This window comes from Corynebacterium sp. HMSC14B06, assembly GCF_001807075.1.
Classification (GTDB): Bacteria; Actinomycetota; Actinomycetes; order Mycobacteriales; family Mycobacteriaceae; genus Corynebacterium; species Corynebacterium jeikeium_D.
This window is the reverse complement of record NZ_KV787395.1, coordinates 65,314-85,732: the sequence shown is the minus strand read 5'-3', so window position 1 is coordinate 85,732 and position 20,419 is coordinate 65,314. Positions and strand designations below refer to the sequence as shown.

The 20,419-nt window shown below is 60.5% G+C and carries 15 protein-coding genes and 1 riboswitch; of the genes, 10 read left to right on the top strand and 5 right to left on the bottom strand.

Translation table 11 applies throughout. The annotated features are described in order from the left end of the window. Positions 1-137: 137 nt before the first annotated feature. Positions 138-1,259, bottom strand: a complete 1,122-nt coding sequence (locus HMPREF3130_RS08615) for a Dyp-type peroxidase (protein WP_049190646.1) — start codon at positions 1,257-1,259, stop codon at positions 138-140. A gap of 209 nt (positions 1,260-1,468) precedes the next feature. Then, positions 1,469-1,652, top strand: a riboswitch (cobalamin riboswitch). Between the two features lie 38 nt (positions 1,653-1,690). On the opposite strand from HMPREF3130_RS08615, the gene metE reads away from it, so the two are divergent. Continuing rightward, positions 1,691-4,000 carry a 5-methyltetrahydropteroyltriglutamate--homocysteine S-methyltransferase gene (gene metE / locus HMPREF3130_RS08610; protein ID WP_070429770.1) on the top strand — a complete coding sequence of 770 codons (2,310 nt, stop codon included), beginning with the start codon at positions 1,691-1,693 and terminating at the stop codon, positions 3,998-4,000. Between the two features lie 285 nt (positions 4,001-4,285). Here metE and HMPREF3130_RS08605 read toward each other — a convergent pair whose 3' ends face one another. The 4 genes from HMPREF3130_RS08605 to HMPREF3130_RS08590 form a co-directional block, all read right to left on the bottom strand. Further along, positions 4,286-8,332 (bottom strand): Pls/PosA family non-ribosomal peptide synthetase, encoded by a 4,047-nt coding sequence (locus HMPREF3130_RS08605; protein ID WP_070429769.1) that lies wholly within the window; start codon positions 8,330-8,332, stop codon positions 4,286-4,288. Then, complete coding sequence (locus HMPREF3130_RS08600) at positions 8,329-9,147, bottom strand: MarR family winged helix-turn-helix transcriptional regulator (protein WP_070429768.1); 819 nt, start codon at positions 9,145-9,147, stop codon at positions 8,329-8,331. The genes HMPREF3130_RS08605 and HMPREF3130_RS08600 overlap by 4 nt, the downstream gene beginning before the upstream one ends. Before the next feature lie 157 nt (positions 9,148-9,304). Beyond that, complete coding sequence (locus HMPREF3130_RS08595) at positions 9,305-9,601, bottom strand: rhodanese-like domain-containing protein (RefSeq protein WP_016421494.1); 297 nt, start codon at positions 9,599-9,601, stop codon at positions 9,305-9,307. 153 nt (positions 9,602-9,754) lie between these two features. Next, positions 9,755-10,228 (bottom strand): inorganic diphosphatase, encoded by a 474-nt coding sequence (locus HMPREF3130_RS08590; RefSeq protein WP_049194061.1) that lies wholly within the window; start codon positions 10,226-10,228, stop codon positions 9,755-9,757. 124 nt (positions 10,229-10,352) lie between these two features. Here HMPREF3130_RS08590 and dacB point away from each other — a divergent pair, with 124 nt between their 5' ends. The 9 genes from dacB to folK all read left to right on the top strand — a co-directional run bounded on the left by dacB (position 10,353) and on the right by folK (position 20,418). After that, positions 10,353-11,837: a D-alanyl-D-alanine carboxypeptidase/D-alanyl-D-alanine endopeptidase gene (gene dacB, locus HMPREF3130_RS08585; protein ID WP_246815136.1), complete on the top strand. Its 1,485-nt coding sequence runs from the start codon at positions 10,353-10,355 to the stop codon at positions 11,835-11,837. Between the two features lie 48 nt (positions 11,838-11,885). Then, positions 11,886-13,166 (top strand): amidase family protein, encoded by a 1,281-nt coding sequence (locus tag HMPREF3130_RS08580; RefSeq protein WP_070429766.1) that lies wholly within the window; start codon positions 11,886-11,888, stop codon positions 13,164-13,166. Continuing rightward, complete coding sequence (tilS, locus tag HMPREF3130_RS08575) at positions 13,159-14,232, top strand: tRNA lysidine(34) synthetase TilS (RefSeq protein WP_224783774.1); 1,074 nt, start codon at positions 13,159-13,161, stop codon at positions 14,230-14,232. Before HMPREF3130_RS08580 ends, tilS begins: the two co-directional genes overlap by 8 nt. 121 nt (positions 14,233-14,353) lie before the next feature. After that, positions 14,354-14,938 carry a hypoxanthine phosphoribosyltransferase gene (gene hpt / locus HMPREF3130_RS08570; protein WP_005510094.1) on the top strand — a complete coding sequence of 195 codons (585 nt, stop codon included), beginning with the start codon at positions 14,354-14,356 and terminating at the stop codon, positions 14,936-14,938. A gap of 269 nt (positions 14,939-15,207) precedes the next feature. Next, a complete protein-coding gene (gene ftsH, locus HMPREF3130_RS08565; protein WP_048731751.1) occupies positions 15,208-17,886 on the top strand; it encodes an ATP-dependent zinc metalloprotease FtsH in 2,679 nt (892 codons plus the stop codon). A gap of 9 nt (positions 17,887-17,895) precedes the next feature. Beyond that, the gene (folE, locus tag HMPREF3130_RS08560; RefSeq protein ID WP_016421488.1) at positions 17,896-18,471 is read left to right on the top strand and encodes a GTP cyclohydrolase I FolE; all 576 of its coding nucleotides are present in this window, start codon (positions 17,896-17,898) and stop codon (positions 18,469-18,471) included. 41 nt (positions 18,472-18,512) lie between these two features. Next, positions 18,513-19,499 carry a dihydropteroate synthase gene (gene folP / locus HMPREF3130_RS08555; protein ID WP_101739114.1) on the top strand — a complete coding sequence of 329 codons (987 nt, stop codon included), beginning with the start codon at positions 18,513-18,515 and terminating at the stop codon, positions 19,497-19,499. Between the two features lie 5 nt (positions 19,500-19,504). Then, the gene (folB, locus tag HMPREF3130_RS08550; protein WP_016421486.1) at positions 19,505-19,909 is read left to right on the top strand and encodes a dihydroneopterin aldolase; all 405 of its coding nucleotides are present in this window, start codon (positions 19,505-19,507) and stop codon (positions 19,907-19,909) included. Beyond that, positions 19,906-20,418: a 2-amino-4-hydroxy-6-hydroxymethyldihydropteridine diphosphokinase gene (folK, locus tag HMPREF3130_RS08545; RefSeq protein WP_070429765.1), complete on the top strand. Its 513-nt coding sequence runs from the start codon at positions 19,906-19,908 to the stop codon at positions 20,416-20,418. The genes folB and folK overlap by 4 nt, the downstream gene beginning before the upstream one ends. Position 20,419 lies beyond the last annotated feature (1 nt).

Below are 20,419 nucleotides of genomic sequence, written 5' to 3'. Positions count from 1 at the left end.
GGTGATGCATTCACCGCCTGAACCTACCGGCCCGAAAGTGTCATAAACTAGGTCAGTTTCACATTTGCAGCCCGTCAGCTTTTAGTCCGTCAGGCCTTAGCCCGCCAAGTCAGTTTTTCGCCGCCAGCTTGCAGCCTCTACCCCTCAATCAACTCCTGTCCCCAGTAAGAATCAGGGGTAGTGCCAGGGGCGATCCAATACACAGCGGAGCCGATGTGACGGTTCCACTCATTGAGCAAATCGCCGCGATCCAAACGGGCCTGGATTGCACTGAATTGGTTGTCCGGGTTCTTCTGGAATGCAACCCAGACCAGGCCAACGTTCGGTCCTTCGAACGGGAAGGCCGGCTCACCGGGCTGGTCTTCGTAGGCATAGGCGCGGCGACGCAGGGCGTCGTCAGGCTGACCATCCTGCTCACGGGAAAGCGCCAAGTGAGACTGGCGGTGGATGAGGTACTCGCCCTGGTCATCGACGGCGTCCATGTCCTCTTCATCGAACTCGTCATTGCCGCCGGAAAGAGGAGCACCGGTGTGGAAGTCACGACCGATAACGATGGAACGATCGTCGGTGCTGAGCTCATCCCAATTGTTCAAGTCGAGCGCAATACGGCGAACAACCATCACGCACGAGTTGTTAATCGCCTTGTCCTTGGAGTCAATCCACACCTGTTCGGACCATTCCTCCGGAGTGGACGGGTTGACGGTGCCGTCGAGCTGGCCCAGCGGGTTGCGTGGGGTAGCGCCGTGAGGCTGCGAACCCCAGGCGTAGGAAAAGCCCTTCTGGAACCACTTCACGCGAGCCCACGGAGCCGCCTTCTTTTCCAGTAGACGGGACGCGGCCGAAACGGTGACGAGGTCATCACCACACAACTGCAGAGCGAAGTCAGACTGACCCCACTCAGGGCGGAGCATGTCATGCTGGAATGACGGGATATCGTGCAGACCAGCCGGCTTGCGCCCTGGTTTGCCGAGGACGTCGAAGATGCGCTCACCGAAACCGGCTGTGATAGTCAGGTTTGCAGTGGCTGCAACCATTTCCGGTTCCAGATACCCCTCGATGTCCTGGCCTTGGGTGAGGCGGCGGGCAACGTCGGTAAGCGAGGAGAACAGTTCCTTCAAATCTGCTGCGTCGATGCCGTCCTTCAAATCGAATGCGACGAGGCGGAGATGTGCTTGGCCGGGCTGTTCAACGCCTGACTGGACCGGGCCATCGAACGGAATCTTGGCGCCCCTCAGGGAAGGTCCGGAAGCCTGTGTCACTCGAGGTCACTCCTTGAAAAGAGGTAGAATAAATAGCTTTTATGACTACGAGCTTAATCACTTTGGTCCCAGCAGGAGAGCATCAAAGCAAAGGCTCGGGGAGGGGGCTAAGTGAATGAGATATTTGTATATTGCGATATACTTCACATCCACAGCCGCCTCGAAGGTGTTCATTAAGGAAAGTGCTGCATATCGCACGTTTTCCGCGCAAGGTGTGTTTTGAGCCTAGCGCGCATAAGGCCTTCGAGTTATGCAGGGGAATCCCGGTGCAAGTCCGGAACTGTCCCGCAACGGTAAGCATCACTGCCAGAGCTTTGGTTTATCCGACGCGTTGATAACCAATCTTTTCAGTGATGACAAGTCCGAATGCCTGCCGGTTGTGCAATTTCATACCCGATGCTGATCACGACTGACGAGGAAATCACGAGATCATGGCAATTCACGCAACCCTCGCGGGCATTCCGCGGATAGGGCGTAATCGTGAGCTCAAAAGAGCTCTGGAAAACTACTGGCGCGACCCGGCGACCGGCGGCCTGCTGGCCGCGACGGCGCGCAACACTGTCAATAGCTACATTGGCGCAGCGCTGAAGGCAGGAATCGACTCGGTTCCGACAATTGGGCGCTCGTTCTACGACTCTATGCTGGATACATCGGCGCTGCTCGGAGTGCTTCCAGCCCGCTTCCAGAATGTCCCGAAAACGGACGGTTCCAACCTACCGGAATGGATCAACCACTACTTCGCCGCCGCTCGCGGTACGAAGACGCAACCGGCATCCGCAATGACCAAGTGGTTCGACACCAATTACCACTACATTGTTCCGGAGCTGTCAGCCGATACTGAATTTACCTCTGACCTCACTGACTGGTTGGATGATTCCTGCAGCTTAAACAATGGCGCCACCACCATGCTGCGCCCTCATTTGATTGGTCCTGTGACCTACTTGAGCCTGTCGCGTACCGACGATGATTCGAACCCACTTGGCCTATTGGAAAAGTTGACCGATGCGTACGCGGAAATCATCGCTCAACTGGGGGATAAGGGCTTTGAGTGGATTCAGCTCGATGAGCCAGTATTGGTCACTGACCTCGATGAAGTGACTCTTGCTAGGACTCGCCAGGCCTACGAGAAGTTGGCCGGCGTGGCGGAGTCTGCGAATACCAAGTTGTGGGTGCAGACCTACTTTGGTGATGGTGATCAGGCGCTGGAAACCCTTTCTGGCACAGGCGTGCAGGCCATTGGTTGCGACCTGGTAGCAGGTAGCTTTGAGTTGCCGCATTGGACCGGCAAGGAACTGCTGGTTGCGGGCATTGTTGATGGGCGTAATGTGTGGCGCACCGACTTGGATGCAGCCCTGGCGACGCTGGAGAAGCTGGCAGTCCGAGGCCCCATCGCGGTGTCGACTAGCTGTTCGCTGCTACACGTCCCGTACTCCCTGGCCTCGGAAAACCCGAGCGAAGAAGATGCCGAGGTGCTGCAGTGGCTGGCCTTCGGGGATGAGAAAATCGGCGAGGTGACCCTCTTGGCGAGGGCGCTTGATGCCAGGTTGAATGACCGCCAACTCGATGCCGCGGATTTGAAGGCGTTGAGGGAGTCCCGGGCAGCACTGGCATCAAGGGCAGAATCGAAGCGGATTGTTAAGCCTGAAGTTCGTGAAGCTTTGGCAGCAATCGAGGAGAGCGACCGGACTCGTTCCTCGTTTGCAGCTCGCCAGGCGGCTCAGGCTGAGGCCCTTAACCTGCCTCCGCTGCCGACCACCACAATCGGTTCCTTCCCGCAGACCAATAGCATTCGTCGTGCACGTGCGCAGTTGCGCGCGGGAGAGCTCACCCCAGTCGACTACGAATCAGCAATGCTCGCTGAAATTCGATGCTCCATTGAGCAGCAGGAAGAATTGGGACTCGATGTGCTCGTTCACGGCGAACCTGAGCGCAATGACATGGTGCAGTACTTCTCGGAGCAGCTGGACGGCTACCTCGCGACCGCCAATGGCTGGGTCCAAAGCTATGGTTCCCGCTGCGTGCGGCCGCCGATTCTCTACGGTGATATCACCAGGCCAGAGCCAATGACGGTGCAGTGGTACAAGGCAGCGGCAAACATGACTGACCTTCCCGTCAAGGGAATGCTCACCGGGCCGGTGACCATGTTGGCATGGTCGTTTGTCCGTGATGACCAGCCCATCGGTGACACTGCGGATAACGTTGCGCTGGTTTTGCGCGATGAGATTGCAGATCTCGTGGCCGCTGGAGCGCAAATCGTGCAGGTCGATGAGCCAGCCATTCGCGAGTTGCTGCCCCTGAATGAAGCGGACCAGCCCGCCTACCTGAAGTGGGCCGTAGGTTCCTTCCGTCTGGCTACCTCTGGTGTGGCTGACGACATTCAGATTCACACGCATATGTGCTACTCGGACTTCAATGAGCTTATCGACACCGTCGATGATCTCAACGCCGATGTCACGTCCATCGAAGCAGCTCGCAACGGTATGCAGGTGCTCGCAGCGCTGAAAGATGAGGGATACGTTCGCGGGATTGGTCCAGGTGTCTGGGACATCCACTCGCCTCGCGTGCCGACGGACGGAGAAGTCAACCAGCTCGTGGAAGATGCGCTTGAAAGCGTTGACCCCAACCTGCTGTGGATTAATCCGGACTGTGGTCTAAAGACCCGAGGTTGGGAAGAGGTTACGGCTTCACTGAAAGTATTGGTAGCCGCAGCTCAGCAGGCTCGGTTGCAGCTAGCAGAGTAAGTCGCGAACTGCATAGCCGCAAAATAAATAGTGGGTTAAGTAGCAAAAAGTGTGTCCGCTCGGCGTGTCGCCGGGTGGGCACCTTTTGCTACTTAGCCCTACTTAGCCCCAATGCGAGTTAGTGACCTCGGTTATGGCTGGCAGCGGGCCAATGGAGTTACTGACCGCGTTTATAGCAAAAATTGTCCGAAAAATGGCTTGAAAGTGTCATAAACTCTCACAGTTTCACATTTGCAGCCCGTTGTGCCTACCAGGCTCCTACCTAAGCCCCCCACTCAATCCGGGCTACTTCTTGGCCACCACTGGCTCAATTGGGTTACCTCGCCAGGAGGTGTGCGCAGGAACATGGTCACCGCGCATGACGAGAGAACCGGGTTCGACGCGGCAGCCGTCGTCAAGCACAGATGCCGGCAGTGCGACTGAGTGCGGTCCTAGGACGGAGCCGTGTCCGATGTGGACGGTGTCGAGCGTCATCACGCGGTCGGTGAACAGGTGCGTCTGAACGACACAACCACGGCCGACAGAAGCGCCCCGCTCGATTTTGACAAGGTCGGTCTCGGGCAGCCAGTACGTCTCCAGCCACACCCCGTGGCCAACGTTCGCGCCGAGCAGACGCATCGCGCGTGCGATACCGCCGGTGGCCATCGCCGGGTTCAGGTACCACGGTGCGGCAACCATTTCGACGAATGCATCCTGCAGCTCATTGAGCCAGACGAACTTGCTCCACAGTGGGTGATCACCGGGCTTGTGCTTGCCGACGCACACCCACTTGGCCACGACCGTGATGAGCAGCCCCAGCACACCAACAATCAGTAGCACGGCAGGGGAGAGCAGCCACGCGACCAGCAGGCCGAGCAGGGCAGCGCCAACGCCACCTGCAGTGACCAACTCCGCGGTGAACATGCCAAGGGCCTGCAAGATAAACAGCGTGACCGTAGCCAACATGAGAGAGACCATCGGTGCCAGGACGCGCAGTGTCTCGACGATGCCGCGGGCGACCTTCAATCCCGTAGTCGGACGGTAGGTCTGCGCCGACTCATCGCTGGAGACGGTGCCCACGCGGCGCATGCGCTCTGGCGGCGAACCCCACCAGTTGGAGCCGGACTTGGTCTTCTTCGGGGTAGAGGACAGCACGGCCACCAGCGAGTTCTTCGCCAGCTTGCGTTCTGGAAGCGTGATGCCGGAGTTGCCCAGGAAGGCGCGCTTGCCGATGCGGGAGTCGCCCACCAGCAGCCAACCGCCGCCGAGCTCGTAGCTGCCGACCATGGTGTCGTCAGCCAAGAAGGACTCGTCCTTGACGTGCAAGAACTTCGGAATACCAATCGCGGTGGAGACCTCGCTGTCGCGACCAATCTGGGCACCCAGCGCACGCAGCCACAGTGGAGTCAGCATGGAGGCGTAGATGAAGAACAAGTCATGACGAGCAGCGTCCATCAGGCGAATTGTCGCCCAGGACTGCCAACCCACGCGCGAACGCACCGGGAACACTCCCGACTTCAGGCCGATGCTGAACAGGCGCACGAGAATCAGCGTCAGCAGGGCATACACCGCAACACCGACGAAGGTGGCGGGAATAGCCCACAGCACGGCGCTGCCCAGCGTTGGCCAGAGATTCGAGGTGGTTAGCTCGGTGGTGCCGTCGATAAGTCCCGTGCCCCAACCGATGACAGCAGCCATCGCGACCGCAGCGGACAGCGGCACCAGCGTCAGTAACACCGCGGTAAGACCGTAGATAGCCACCCAGTGGCGACGCGCCGGCGGGACTTCCTCCGGGAAGCGGTGCTTGGACCGGCCGACCTTGCGAGCCGGGGAACCCGACCAGCGCGCACCAGCCTTGACCTTCTTTTCACCGGTGACGGTGGAACCCGCCTCGATGTGAGCGTCATTGCCGATACGCGCGCCGGGCAGCAGCGTTGAACGGGCACCGATGCGGGCGTGCTTGCCAATAGTGACCTCGCCGACGTGGACGACATCACCATCGACCCAGTATCCGGACAGGTCTACCTCCGGCTCGATCGAGCAGTAATCATCCAGTTTGACCAGACCCGTCACCGGCGGCAGCGCGTGCAGATTCACGCCCTTACCAATGCGGGCACCCAGCATGCGGGCATACCACAGCACGAACGGAGCGCCCGCCACTGAGTGGGCGCCGGAGCTCTCTGCCAGGCGTTCAGCCGCCCATAGGCGCAGATGCACCGAACCGCCACGCGGGTAGTCGCCCGGGGTGATGTTGCGCGTGAGCAGGCGTGTCGTCGCCGCGTTGATGGGCATAACCCCCAGTGGGGTCAGGAACAACACGGCCAGTACGGCCACCAACCAGCCTGGTAGTGCCAGCGGCCCGCCGATAACCCAGTTGATAATCGCAAGCCACGTTACCCAGCGCATACCACGTGCCCACTGCAGCGGCACCATGAAGCCGACCTGCGCCCAACGGGTCTTGCGGGAGACAGGCGTCGGCTCGGGCACCTTTTCCAGGTGAGCGGTGGGGGCGCTGGCGTCGTCGGCAAGCATGTCGTCGCTGATGAAACCGCGCGCGACTAGCTCTTCGGCGAGATTGCCCAGGCGCGGGTGGTCGTAGAGATCGCGCACGGCGACTTGCGGGGCGCGCTGACGAATGCGCGCGATGACGCTCGCCGCCGCCAGGGACGTGCCGCCCAGGGCAAAGAAGTCCGAGGCCGCGCCGGGCGCAGGTACGGACAGCACGTCCGCCCAGATATCGGACAGCCACTTCTCCACAGGGCTCAGCTTGTCGACGTCGCCCTCACCCGCACGCGCAGGCAGTGGCCACGGCAACGCCGCCTTGTCGACCTTGCCGGAGGTACGAACCGGCAGCTCATCCATGATGTGCAGGCGTGGCACCATCGCGGCTGGCATGGCATCGCGGAGGGTGTCCATGCACTTGTCGTAGTCCATGGCTGCGGCGTCGCCACCGGCGCCGACGTAGCCGACCAGGATGGAGTCGCCAGCACCGGTCTTCTGCACCACGACAGTCGCCTGAGTAGCGCCGGGGAGGGCAGCCAGGTGCGCCTCGACCTCGCCGAGCTCAATACGGCGCCCGCCGATTTTCACCTGATCGTCGACGCGGCCGGTGAAGTACAGTCCGCCCTCATCCATGATGACGTGGTCGCCGGTGCGGTACGCGCGCTCCCAGCCCAGGGCTGGCAGCGGCGCGTACTTCTCGGCGTCCTTCTCCGGATCCAAGTAGCGCGCGAGTCCCACACCGCCGATGACTAGCTCACCCTTCGTGCCCGGTGGGACGGGGTTGCCCTCCTCGTCGATAACGGTGAGGTCCCAGCCGTCCAGAGGAAAACCAATGGTCACGGGCTTGCCAGGCTTCAGCTCGATGCCGGAGGCCACGACGGTGGCCTCGGTGGGGCCGTAGGTGTTCCACATCTCGCGCTCAGGGGTGGACAGGCGCTCGACCAGCTCTTGCGGGCAGGCTTCGCCACCGACGATGAGTAGGCGCACGCTGTCGAGTGCTTCAGCGGGCCACAGGCCGGCCAGTGTTGGGACCGTGGAAACGGCCGTGATGTGGCGGGAAATCAGCCATGGGCCCAGGTCTACACCGGAGCGCACCAGCGAACGTGGGGCCGGCACCAGGCAGGCGCCATTTCGCCAGGCCAGCCACATTTCCTCACAGGAGGCGTCGAAGGCGACGGACAGGCCGGCGAGAACGCGGTCGTCCGGGCCGAGCGGCCCTTCCGGGTGGTTGGCCAAGAACCAGCGGGCCTCCGCATCGACAAAAGCGGCGGCGCTGCGGTGGGTGACCGCCACGCCCTTGGGCTTACCGGTGGAGCCAGAGGTGAAAATAATCCAGCAGTCATCGTCAGGAGTGGGCTCCTGCGAGATGATCTCGCGTGCGTTCGGCGGCGTCGGTTCCGTCTCTTCCTCGTCGGAGTCGGTGTCGGAGTCCAGCGGGCGGGGGCGATTACGCGCCGTAGAGCCAGCCAAATGTAGGCCTTCAGCATCGAAGTAACCGGCGATACCGGCCTCGCCGAAGACCATTTCTGCACGCTCGTCGGGGTCGTCCGCATCCACCGGAACGTAGGCGGCACCGGCAGCCATGATGGACAAAATTGCCAGGTAGAGCTCGCGGCTTCCCGACGGCATCCGCACACCAATGCGGTCGCCGCGACGGATGCCCTGTTCGTAGAGCCACGTAGCTGTGGAATCAATCTCGTTGATCAATTCCGCATACGTGACGACAACCTCGCCGTCATCGATGGCCTCAGCCTCAGGGAACCTTCGCGCGGTCGCCCGGACAATGTCAATGAGTGTGCGCTCAAGCGGCTGTTCCGTAGCACGTAGGAACTTCGCTTCAGTGGTTGTCACTTAGAAGACCCCTTCTTATTCTTCTTCTTGCGCTTTTTCTTCTTCGATTTCTTACGTTTAGGACGCGGGGCATCGCTTGACGACGTCGCCTGCGTCTTATTCTCCGCCATGTCCTTGGTGTCTGTCTCAGTGGCCGTGACCTCTGGGGTAGCGGTCTCGGGGTTCTTCGCGCCGGCATCGGTTTCGGGGCTTGCAGCGGAGTCGTCGGCAAGCGATGCAAGCAGCGCGCGTACCTCGGGTGCGCATTCGGCGACGGCGGCGCGTTCGGCTCTGCGGAGTGAGCGTCGCAGAGATGCGCGGGTGGTGTTGCCCGTTTCTGTCAGCGCGATGAGCTGGCGGCGTCGATCCTTGGAGTCTCGGGTGCGTTCGACTAGATTTGCCGACTCCAGAGAGTCAATCAGGCGAACCATGTCAGAGCGGTCCATGCCGAGCAGCGCGCTCAGCTCGGTTTGAGCCATGTCGCCGCCATCGGCGATAGCCTCCAGAACCCAATACCCGCGGATGGAAATCGACTCAATCTGAGTGCGGCCCAGAGCCGCGTTGACACTGGCGCGGACAGCCGCATCGAGCTGTGCCAGGCACCAGGACGCGGATTTGCGCAGGGCGGCCGGTGTGACGGCGAGTTCGCTTGCGGAGCCGGGCTTGCACTTGGACTTAGCGCTGGCCTTGTTTTTCGCTTTCGCTCCCTTGCGAGCCTTCTTCGCCTTGGTGCTGCTCTGTGCGTCGACAGCAGGCACCTTCGCGTCTACGTCGGGTGCCACACCACCGCTGGTGTCGGCTGAGTCCGCCGAGGAAAGTACGGATGAATCAGACATACTTCCCATACTAGACAATCTGGGGAACCATCAATAATGGGACATGGCCAACTAATAATGTCCCTGTTTGCCTGCGGATTGTTAGAAGGTCGGTGCTTTGGGGTGGGTAGATAAAAGAAAAACTGCCCTGCAGGTAGGCAGGGCAGTTGTAGTTGATTTAGTTGGCCTTCTCCATTGGGCGGCCGAAGTGCTCCCAGTCGATCATGCCGCCGGTGATGACGATGGTGTCGATACCGTTCTTCTCCAACCAGGAAGAAACCTGAGCGGCACGTCCACCGGAGCGGCACATCAGGTAAATGTCGGAATCCAAATCTAGCTCGCCGTAGCGGGACGGAATCTCTTCCATGGGGATGTGAACGGCGCCGGTGGCGTGGCCGTCATCCCACTCCATCTGTGAGCGGACATCAATGATCTGTGCGTCTTCGGGTACTTCAGATACGTTTACGGTTTCCATAGTGCGCACTATACGCAATCTGGCCTTATCGCCGGAAGCACAAAGGCCGCCGGAGGAAAACTCCGACGGCCGTAGCGCTGAATCACAGGAACTGCGTCAAAGGTGCGAGCCCCAGGAAGGGAGGTTGGCTAGCGCAATTCTTACTTGTGGCTCTTACTTGTGGCGCTCGATAGCCTCAGTCAGGATGCGCTCAGCCTCAGCCTTGTCGCCCCAGCCCGAACCGGAAACTTCCTTGCCCGGCTCCAGGTCCTTGTAGTGGACGAAGAAGTGCTCAATCTCGTCCTTGGTGAACTGGGAAACATCATCGATGTCCTGGTAGTGGTCGAAGCGGACATCATCCAGGACGCACAGCAGCTTGTCGTCGCCGCCGGCCTCGTCGGTCATCTTGAAAACGCCGAGCGGACGAGCCTTGACAATAACGCCCGGGAAAACCGGCTCCGGCAGGATCACGAGAGCGTCCAACGGGTCGCCATCTTCGCCGAGGGTTTCATCGATGAAGCCGTAGTCGGCCGGGTAGGCCATTGGGGTGAACAGGTAGCGGTCGAGGTAGACCTTGCCGGTCTCGTGGTCGACTTCGTACTTGTTGCGCTGACCCTTCGGGATCTCAATAGTGACCTCAACGCTCACGGCGATGACTCCTTATAATCGGTGTACACTTCTCTGACGGCTATCTTATGCGAAACCCGCTCAAAACCGTTTATTTGTGCACCTTAAGTGAGGTTTTGTTTCCAGGAAGAAGGTGTTTGTGACCGTGGGTAGTACCGACTCTGACAGCTCCAAAACCGCCGCTAAGGGCACGCAAAAATCGCCCAGTTCCGTAAAATCCGGCACATCCAAGAAATCGCGCGGACTGAAAATCGGCGGTGCCATCGCCGGTGTTCTCGTTATCGCAGCGGGCAGCGGCGTAGCGGTTGTCGTCAATAACAATCGTCAGATTGTTGTCGATGCACCGCCCGTGGTCAGTCATGTCTCTGCTCCTGTGACGGCGGCGCAGTCTTCGCTTGACGACGGCGCTCTGGCCCAAAAAGTCAGCGCCATCATGGGCGCTGCTGCGGCCGATCCAGCCTTCGGTGAGCTGCATGGAATTGTTAGCGATGCTTCGACCGGCCAGAAGCTGTGGGGGGTCAATGACACCGCGGTGGCCATGCCGGCGTCCAGCATGAAGATTCTCACTGCGTCTGCCGCACTGTTGGACTTAGGTGAAGATCATCGGGTTTCCACCCGTGTCTCCCGGATCACGGGGACTGATGACATCGTTTTGCACGGCGGGGGCGACCCCACCTTAAGCAAGGACGGGGAAGGGTTCTTCCAGGATTCGGCTTCGATCGCTGAGTTGGCGAAAAAGATTTCCGTGGTCATTCCGGAGGGGGTCGGCAAGGTTTATCTCGATAACTCTCTATTCACTGAGAGTTTCCACGAGACCTGGGAGCGTGCGGGGCTGGAGGACGGCTATATCGCCCCGGTGGAGTCGGTGATGATGGATGCCGGTCGTATCGATCCGACGAATGAAGAATCGCAGCGCAGCGCCACGCCCGCTGCGGATGCCGCTGATGCACTGGCGAAGGCGCTTGGTGCGGAAAACGGAGGCAGCTTGAAGGATGCGGCCAAGGATGGTCAGTCACTGCCTCTGGATCCAGACCTCGTCGCGCTCGTGCAGTCGGCCCCGCTGGTTACCCGTGTGCACGAGATGATGAACTATAGCGACAACGTGCTTGCCGAGTCCATTGCCCGTGAGGTGGCTATCTCTCGCGGTCTGCCGCCGACCTTTGAGGGGGCCGCACGTGCCGTGCGTGACACTCTCGCGGAGCACGGTTTTCCTCTCGATGGCGCGGTGCTGTCAGACTCCAGCGGCCTGAGCACGGATAACCGTATTTCTCCGCAGCATCTCTCCGAGGTGCTCAATTCGGCCGCGGGTCCGGTGGAATCGGCCGAGCAGGGGGGACTGGAGGAGTCGCAGGAGTCGTCGGAAAGCACTGCGTTGCGGTTGCGCCCACTGTTGGATAGCCTGCCGGTGGCGGCGGTGTCCGGCACTCTGGCGACGCGCTTTGCTGGTCAGTCCGGGGCGGGCATCGTTCGTGCGAAGACGGGCACGCTGAATAAAGCCTCGGCGTTGGCGGGATATGTGGTGACGAAGTCGGGACAGGTGCTGACGTTCGCACTGATTTCCAACGAGGCGAGCCTGTTGCCGGCAAGAGCTGCGGCCGATAAGGCAGCGAGCGCCCTTGCGGATATCTAAACTGAGATTCATTTGCCGCTGAAAATAATTTGAGGAGATGAATCCGCAATGGCCTCTCACACTTCCGCGATTAGGAACTTGCCAACCGTTCGCGAGATTGCCGCACAGGTCCGCGAGGGAAAGCTAAGCCCGGTGGACAGCGTGCAGCGCAGTCTCGACGCTATCGCCAGACTGGATGGAGGGATTCATGCCTTCCGCGAAGTGTGGGCGGATAGGGCTCTGCAGGCTGCGCGGGAACTCGAGCAAAGCGAGAAACTCTCGGAGTTGCCGCTTGCAGGTGTGCCATTTGCGCTGAAGGAAAACACCGCTCTAGAGAACCCGTTTGTCCAGCAGTTGACTAGTGCCGGTGCAATCGCGGTGGGAACTACGGTGAATCCGCAGTTCTGTACGTGGGGGACGACGACGCTGCCGGGGCTGGCCGTCGACAATCCGATTCTGCCGGGGCACACTCCCGGTGGGTCCTCCGGTGGATCCGCAGCAGCTGTCGCCGCTGGGATGGTTCCGTTTGCGCAGGGCAACGACGGCATGGGGTCACTTCGTATCCCTGCAGCGTGCTGCGGGCTTTCGACCCTGAAGGCGACCCCGGGAACAATGCCGGGGCGCGTGGGCGGCAATGACTGGTACGGAATGTCTGTCCAAGGGGTGCTCACAGTCAATAACGATGACTTGCGCCTGATCACCAAGATCCTCACAAATGGCATGGTGGATGCGGAGAATCCGGCGAAGACCCTGCCTAAAAACTTCGCCGTCAGCGTGGACACCACTGCGCCCGTATTCGGTTTGAAGGCTGCACCGGAGTACGTCGATGCGGCGCAACAGGCGGCGAGAGTATTCGCGGACAAGGGCTTTGCCGTCTCGGAAAAGAACATGCCGTACCCGCTGAACCCACTGCCGATGCTCGCGCGCTGGACTGCGGGGGTGGCGGATCAGCTTCGCGACGAGCCGCGCCCTGATCACCTGGAGTGGCGCAATCGAGTCCACGCCGGCATTGGTCGCTTGCTGCGTTTCACAATCAATGGCCGCCAAGTGGCACGCGATGGCGCTCGCATCGAGCGTGAGCTACCGGGTGACACCATCTTGATTACCCCGGCTCTGGCCAAGAACCCACCGCGAATCCGCGCGTGGCATCGCATGCCCTGGATTGTGAACCTGCTGTCCAATCTGCGTTTCACTCCCTACGTCTCGACGTGGAATTACCTGGGATTCCCGGCTGGCATCGTTGTGGAACCGACCTCTGGGTTGCCGGTGCAACTGATTGCGCGCCCGACCCAGGAGCGAATTCTGCTTACCGCGATGGAAACCATCGCAAGTGGTGGGCGCGTTGGCTAGACCTTTTTGGCCGGACCGCAGCCCTCATTTCCTCATCATTCGGCAAGCTGTCCGCGCGATAGTGCAGCAGGTGGGGCAGGAATTGGGCAGCGGTGTCGTCATTGGGCTTTCCGGTGGTGCGGATTCGCTGGCCCTGACCGCCGGGGCCTGTGCGGAAGCTCTCGGGCCCAAGGGTGCGCTGGCCGGCCGCAAAGTCCACGCCGTCGTAGTTAATCATCAGCTTCAGCAGGGCTCTGCAAAAGTTGCCGAGCGCGCCGCCCACATTGCTCGGGGGATGGGGGCTACGGCCGAGGTTATCGCGGTCGATATCAACAACAATTCCGACCGTGGTCCCGAATATGAGGCGCGTTTGGCACGACACGCAGTGCTACGGGAGGTCGCCCAATCTCGAGGTGCGGCGCTGATGCTCGCCCACACCTTGGACGACCAGGCGGAAACAGTTTTGCTGCGGCTGGCCAGGGGAGGCGGTCCGCAAGCGCTGTCCGCCATCCGCGACAACCTCACGTGGTCTGACGGGACTCGGATTCTGCGCCCGCTGCTCGGTGTGCGACGCTCAGATACTCAGCTCTGCTGCGAAGAGCTGGGCTTGAAGGTGTGGCACGACCCGCACAACCATGACGACCATTACGCCCGCGTCCGGGTTCGAAAGACGATTTTGCCGCTGCTGGAGCAGGAGCTGGGTCCGGGAGTTGCGGAAAATCTCGCTAAGACTGCGGCGATTGCAGCAGTCGACAATGACTTTTTGGACGCTCACGCCGATTCGGCTCTGCATGCGCTGCTGGGGGAGGAAGAGGCGTCGGCAAGCGGGAGCCTGTCTGTGCGAGGGGTGGCTGAGCTTGACGACGCCATCGCGGTGCGTGTCCTCGCACGTTGGTTGCGGCAGGCGGGTGCGGAGCCCAGCAGTAAACAGATCGACATGGTGATGGCGCTCGTGCACCGCTATCACGGCCAGGGCGAAGTGCCGGTGACCCGCGGTCGCGATGGTGCTGACAGAAATGCCAGGTTGGTCGTTGAGCGAAAAGATGGCACTCTACAATTGGTAATGAATCGTCCCGCGGTGCCTTAAGAAGGGTGCCGCAATCCAACTTCCGGCGGCTGAGAACAATCGGTTGCCATAACCCTGAACTTGCACTGGGGCAGTTACGCTCCATCGACACGCCGCCATAGAAGTGCGGAAAGGAAATGCGATGCATGATGTGAAGGATTTCAACGTCCCCGCAAACCCCTACGGCGATGAGGTAGAGGCAGTTCTCATTGGCGAAGAGGAGCTGCATGCTCGCATTGCCGAGATGGCGCATCGTGTGAATGAGAAGTACAAGGATGCCGACAGCGATCTGATTCTGGTCGCAGTGCTCAAGGGTGCGGTGTTCTTCCTGACTGACTTTGCTCGTCAGCTCAGCATTCCCAGCCAGATGGAGTTCATGGCGGTTTCCAGTTACGGAAACTCCACCTCGTCGTCAGGCGTGGTGCGTATTTTGAAGGACCTGGATCGCGATATTGAGGGACGCGATGTCGTGATTGTCGAGGACATCATTGACTCCGGCCTGACCCTGTCCTGGTTGATGAAGAACCTGCGCAACCGTAATCCGCGCTCCCTGGAGGTCATTACGCTGTTGCGTAAGCCAGAGGCTGTGCGCACCAGCCTGGATGTTGCGGATGTTGGCTTCGACATTCCGAACGAGTTCGTCATCGGTTACGGCCTGGATTACGCCGAGCGCTACCGCGATTTGCCGTACGTCGGCACGCTTCACCCGCGCGTTTACCAGGGCTAGGTCTGTCTTCGGCGCTTATTGCACAGTGCCGATGCTTGACGACGGGCATTGCGCGCTTACCCTCCCGCAGTTCTAGCTGTCTTCTAGCTGTGAAAAGTAGGAGTTGGAAACTTTTTTCGGTTGCGATGCGTTATGCCTACTGTGGGGTCAGGTGCCATGAGCCCTGGCCCCACGTTGTGTCATTGATGTGTCTTCGAGAAGAACTCGTTGATGCGTACAATTAATAAAAGCAACTAATAGATGTAGAGAGCGAAAAGCGAACCCACTGTATGGACAAGAAAAAGGTGTTCCGGTTTGCCACCGTTGCCGGCATCATCCTGATTATCCTCTTTGCTATTACTCAGCTGGCGGATGATTCCCGGGAATACCGCGAGGTGGATACGTCCGTTGCCCTGACCCAGTTGGATAAGGGCAATGTCACGGAAGCTCAGATTGACGATCGTGAACAGCGAATTCGCCTCACCCTGAAGAAGGGCGTGGAGGTCGAAGGTACTGAGGACGTCACGAAGGTGATGACCAAGTACCCAGCGCGTGCGACCGACCAAGTCTTTGACAAGGTCACCGCCGCCAAGGGTATGGAGAAGTTCGATACCAAGGTCACGCAGGATTCCTTCCTGATGTCCACCTTGGGCTTCCTGCTGCCGATGGTGATCTTCTTCTTCGTCATCATGTACTTCTTCAGCCGCATGCAAGGCGGCAAGAACGGCATGTTCGGCTTTGGTGGCAACCGCGCCAAGCTGCTGAACAAGGAGACCCCGACCAATACGTTCGAGGATGTTGCTGGTGCCGATGAGGCCGTCCAGGAGCTCGACGAGATTAGGGATTTCCTGCAGCACCCAGCTCGCTACGAAGAGCTCGGCGCGAAGATTCCGCGTGGTGTTCTGCTCTACGGTCCTCCCGGTACCGGTAAGACCTTGCTGGCCCGCGCCGTCGCTGGTGAGGCAGGAGTGCCTTTCTACACCATCTCGGGTTCGGACTTCGTTGAAATGTTCGTCGGTGTCGGTGCCTCTCGTGTCCGTGACCTGTTTAATCAGGCCAAGGAAAACAGCCCGTGCATTATCTTCATCGACGAGATTGACGCCGTCGGTCGCCAGCGTGGTGCCGGTATGGGCGGCGGCCATGATGAGCGTGAGCAAACCCTGAACCAGCTGCTGGTGGAGATGGATGGTTTTGGTGATCGTCAGGGTGTGATCATCATGGCTGCGACCAACCGTCCGGATATTCTCGACCCGGCGCTGCTGCGTCCGGGCCGTTTTGACCGACAGATTCCGGTGGGCGCACCAGACCTGAAGGGCCGCGAGGCAATTCTGAAGGTCCACGCCCGGAACAAGCCGCTTGGGCCGGATGCGGATCTGACGTCGCTGGCGAAGCGCACCGCCGGTATGAGCGGTGCTGATCTGCAGAACGTGCTGAATGAAGCTGCGCTGCTGACTGCTCGCGTCAACGGCAACATCATTACTGCGGATGCGTTGGAAGAGGCAGTCGACCGAGTTATCGGCGGTCCGCGCCGTACCTCCAAGGTGATTTCCGAGCAGGAGAAGAAGGTCACCGCCTACCACGAGGGTGGCCACACCCTGGCTGCGTGGGCGCTGAAGGACATTGAGCGTGTTTACAAGGTCACCATCTTGGCTCGCGGTCGCACTGGTGGACATGCGCTGACCGTCCCCGAGGACGACAAGGGCATGTATAACCTGCCAGAGCTCTTTGCCCGTCTGGTCTTCGCCATGGGTGGTCGCGCTGCCGAGGAGCTGGTGTTCGGATTGCCGACTACCGGTGCTTCTGCCGATATCGAGCAGGCCACCAAGATTGCTCGCGCCATGGTGACCGAGTACGGCATGTCGCCGGAGCTCGGCCCGGTGAAGTACGGGGAGGAGCAGGGCGACCCGTTCGTCGGCCGCGGTGGCAGCGGCTCTTTGGACTACTCTCCGGAGGTGGCAGCAACCATTGATCAGCAGGTTCGTTTGCTGATCAATAAGGCTCATGACGAGGCCTACGCCATCTTGAAGGAAAACCGCGACACTCTCGATGTTCTGGCTGAGAAACTGCTGGAGAAGGAGACTCTGCGTCGTCCGGATCTGGAAGTTATCTTCACCGATGTCGTTCCCCGTGAGCGCCTGAACTTCTTCGATAGCGACACTAAGCACCCGGCCGATGGCCGCGAGCCGGTGAAGACACCGGTGGAGTTGGCAATCGAGCGCGGCGAGGAACCGCCGAAGCGTGTCAACATCTTCGCGCCGGTGCGCCGCCGCGAACCGGAGAACCAGGACGCGGGCAACAACGGCAATGGTCAGGGGCCGGCAGGCTCCGCTGGTGCCGGTAATGCTAGTGTCCCGGGTTTGCCGGGCGCCCAGCAGGACCGACCGAATGTTCCGGTTTACGGTGGCACCCCACCGCCGGCTGGTTGGACCGCTCCAGGTTGGCCGCCGAAGGATACCGGCAGCACGCACAGTTCGGCTCCCGCACCGGCACCGGCGCCTGCGCCGACTCCTCGCCCTGATGGGCAGAACCAGCCGGGTTCGCAGGAAGGCCAGGGCAACGCGCGTGGCCAGCACCCGGGCACTGCTAACTACCCGGCAGGTGCGCCGGACTTCGGCTCGAAGGCAACCGGTACGGGTAGTAACGGTGGCAACGGCCCCGCGAATATCCCTGCCCCTCCGAAGATGCCGTGGGACAGGCAGGGCGGACGTCACCGCCAGGACAACTCTGGCAGCGATGCCACCCCGACTACGGTGATGCCGTCGGCAGGACAACAGCAGGAGCTGCGCGGATTCCGCCTGCCGGATAACGAGCAGCCGGAACACACAGAACGTCCGGAAAACCCGAAGAACGCCGACAATTCCGATGACAAGGGGGCACAGATGCACGATTCGGATAAGGACGGCGTCGTCAAGCGAAACGAAGACAACAGCGCCTGGCAGGACAAGCCGGACACCAACGAGGAGCGATAAGTACACATCATGGAGCGCGAATTCGATCAGGGGCGGGCCGAGGCTGCGGTTCGTGAACTGTTGATTGCCGTCGGTGAGGATCCCGACAGGGAAGGCCTGAAGGAGACACCGGCGCGAGTGGCGCGAGCCTACCGTGAGGTTTTCGCGGGCCTGTTTGAAGATCCGTCTGAGGTGCTGGCAAAGACCTTCAACGAGGATCATCAAGAACTCGTTTTGGTGAAGGACATCCCGATTTACTCCACCTGTGAGCACCATTTGGTGCCGTTCTTCGGCGTTGCCCACATTGGTTACATCCCGGGCAAGGACGGTCGTGTGACGGGCTTGTCCAAGCTCGCTCGTCTGGTCGATGGCTATGCGAAGCGCCCGCAGGTGCAGGAACGTCTGACCAGTCAGGTTGCGGATGCCTTGGTGGAGCGGCTGGATCCGGCCTCGGCGATCGTCGTCATTGAAGCGGAGCATCTCTGCATGGCCATGCGCGGTATCCGCAAACCGGGTGCGCGCACGGTGACCTCAGCCGTCCGCGGTGGCTTCAAGACGGATGCCCGTTCGCGCGCAGAGGCAATGGCGCTCATCCGCAAGAGCTAACGCAACAGTTAAATGGTCGATTGGAAAGGCTGGACAACAAGGTGACTGAATCCCCCTTGCAAGCGCAGGCAGGACAGCCGGCGGAGATGGGTATCGAGAATCAGCTCTGCAAAGTGATGGGCATTGTCAACGTCACCGAGGACAGCTTTTCCGATGGCGGCCTGTACAAGACCTTCGACGCGGCGATTGCCCATGCGCACGAGCTGCTCGCTGAAGGCGCACATATTCTCGACATCGGTGGCGAGTCCACTCGCCCCGGCGCACACCGCGTTTCCGAGGATGAGGAAATTGCCCGAGTCGTGCCGGTGGTCCGTGAGCTCGCGGCAGACGGGCACCTGATCAGCGTCGATACTATGCGCGCAAGTGTCGCAGAGGCAGCAATCGCCGAGGGCGCGGTGTTCATCAACGATGTCTCCGGCGGTCTCGCAGACCCCAACATGTACGCAGTCTGCGCCGATGCCGATGTGCCCATCTGCCTGATGCACTGGAAGACCGATCGCTTCGGCTCCGCTTCTGGACGCGCCGAAACTCACCCGGACGGCATTGTCGCCGATGTCCGTGAGCACCTGCTTCAGCTTGTCGACGGTGCCATGGGCGCCGGCATCGTCGAGGAAAATATTGTCCTGGATCCAGGCCTGGGCTTTGCCAAAAACGCCGATGACAATTGGGCGCTCCTCCACGGCCTGCCGGAGCTTATTGACCTCGGTTTCCCCGTATTGGTCGGTGCCTCCCGCAAGCGTTTCGCCGCCGCCGTCGGCAGTGAGGCTCGCGCGCCAAAGCAGGCTGATGCTGCGACTACCGCAATTTCCGCGCTGTCCGCAGCGGCGGGCGCATGGGCGGTTCGAGTTCACAATGTGGCCGACAACCTCGACGCAGTGCGGGTGGCGCAGGCATGGAACCTTGGCCGCTCACTGACCGGTTACACCGCGGCCGGCGACTATCCGGAAGGTGGCTCTAACCGCGCTGCACAGCACGATGAGTCTCCTGCTGAATCGCCAGCCGAGGCGGCTCTGGAAGGAGACGAGTAGAAACAGTGGCTGATCGCATTGAACTCAAAGGTCTGAAAGCCCGCGGCTACCACGGCTGTCTCGACTTCGAGCGCCGCGATGGCCAGGACTTCATCTGTGATGTCACCCTGTGGTTGGATTTCTCCGGTGCCGCTGCCAGCGACGAGCTGGACGACACCGTCAACTACGCCGACATCGCAGCCACAGCGCACGGAATTTTGACCGGCACTCCGCGCAACCTCATCGAAACCGTCGCGACCGAGATTGCCGAAGCAGTGCTTGCCGACGACGATGGCCGCGCCGAACGCGGATTGTCCCCACTGTTACATGCGGTGGAAGTAACCATTCACAAACCGCATGCGCCCATTCCGCTCGACTTTGATGACGCTGCGGTAACAGCCCGCCGTTCGCGGAAGAAGCGGTTGGCATGATTCGCGCCGTTCTTTCTATCGGCGCGAACATGGACCGCGCGCGAGAAAACCTAACTGGTGTGCAGGCCTTCTTCGCCGATGAATTGGTCGCAGCCTCAAAAATTTATGCCACCCCACCTTGGGGTGGGGTAGAGCAGGGTGACTTCCTCAATGCCGTGCTCATTGTCGATACGTCCCGGACACCAATGGAGCTGCTGGAAGCTGGTTGGAAACTGGAAAATGACGCTGGTCGAGTGCGCGAAATTCACTGGGGACCACGGGCGCTCGACGTGGACATTGTGCAGGTCATCGACAAGGACACCGGCGAGGAGATCATCTCTGACGATTCGACTCTGACCCTGCCGCATCCGTGGGCAACCGAGCGTGCCTTTGTACTGGTGCCGTGGCTCGATGCCGACCCGGATGCCGAATTGGGGGGAGTTCGGGTCGCGGCACTCGTCGATAAGCTGGCACCTGAAGACGTAAACGCAGTGCGTCTAGCAGACAGCGCGGATGGAGAAGAGGCCTAGA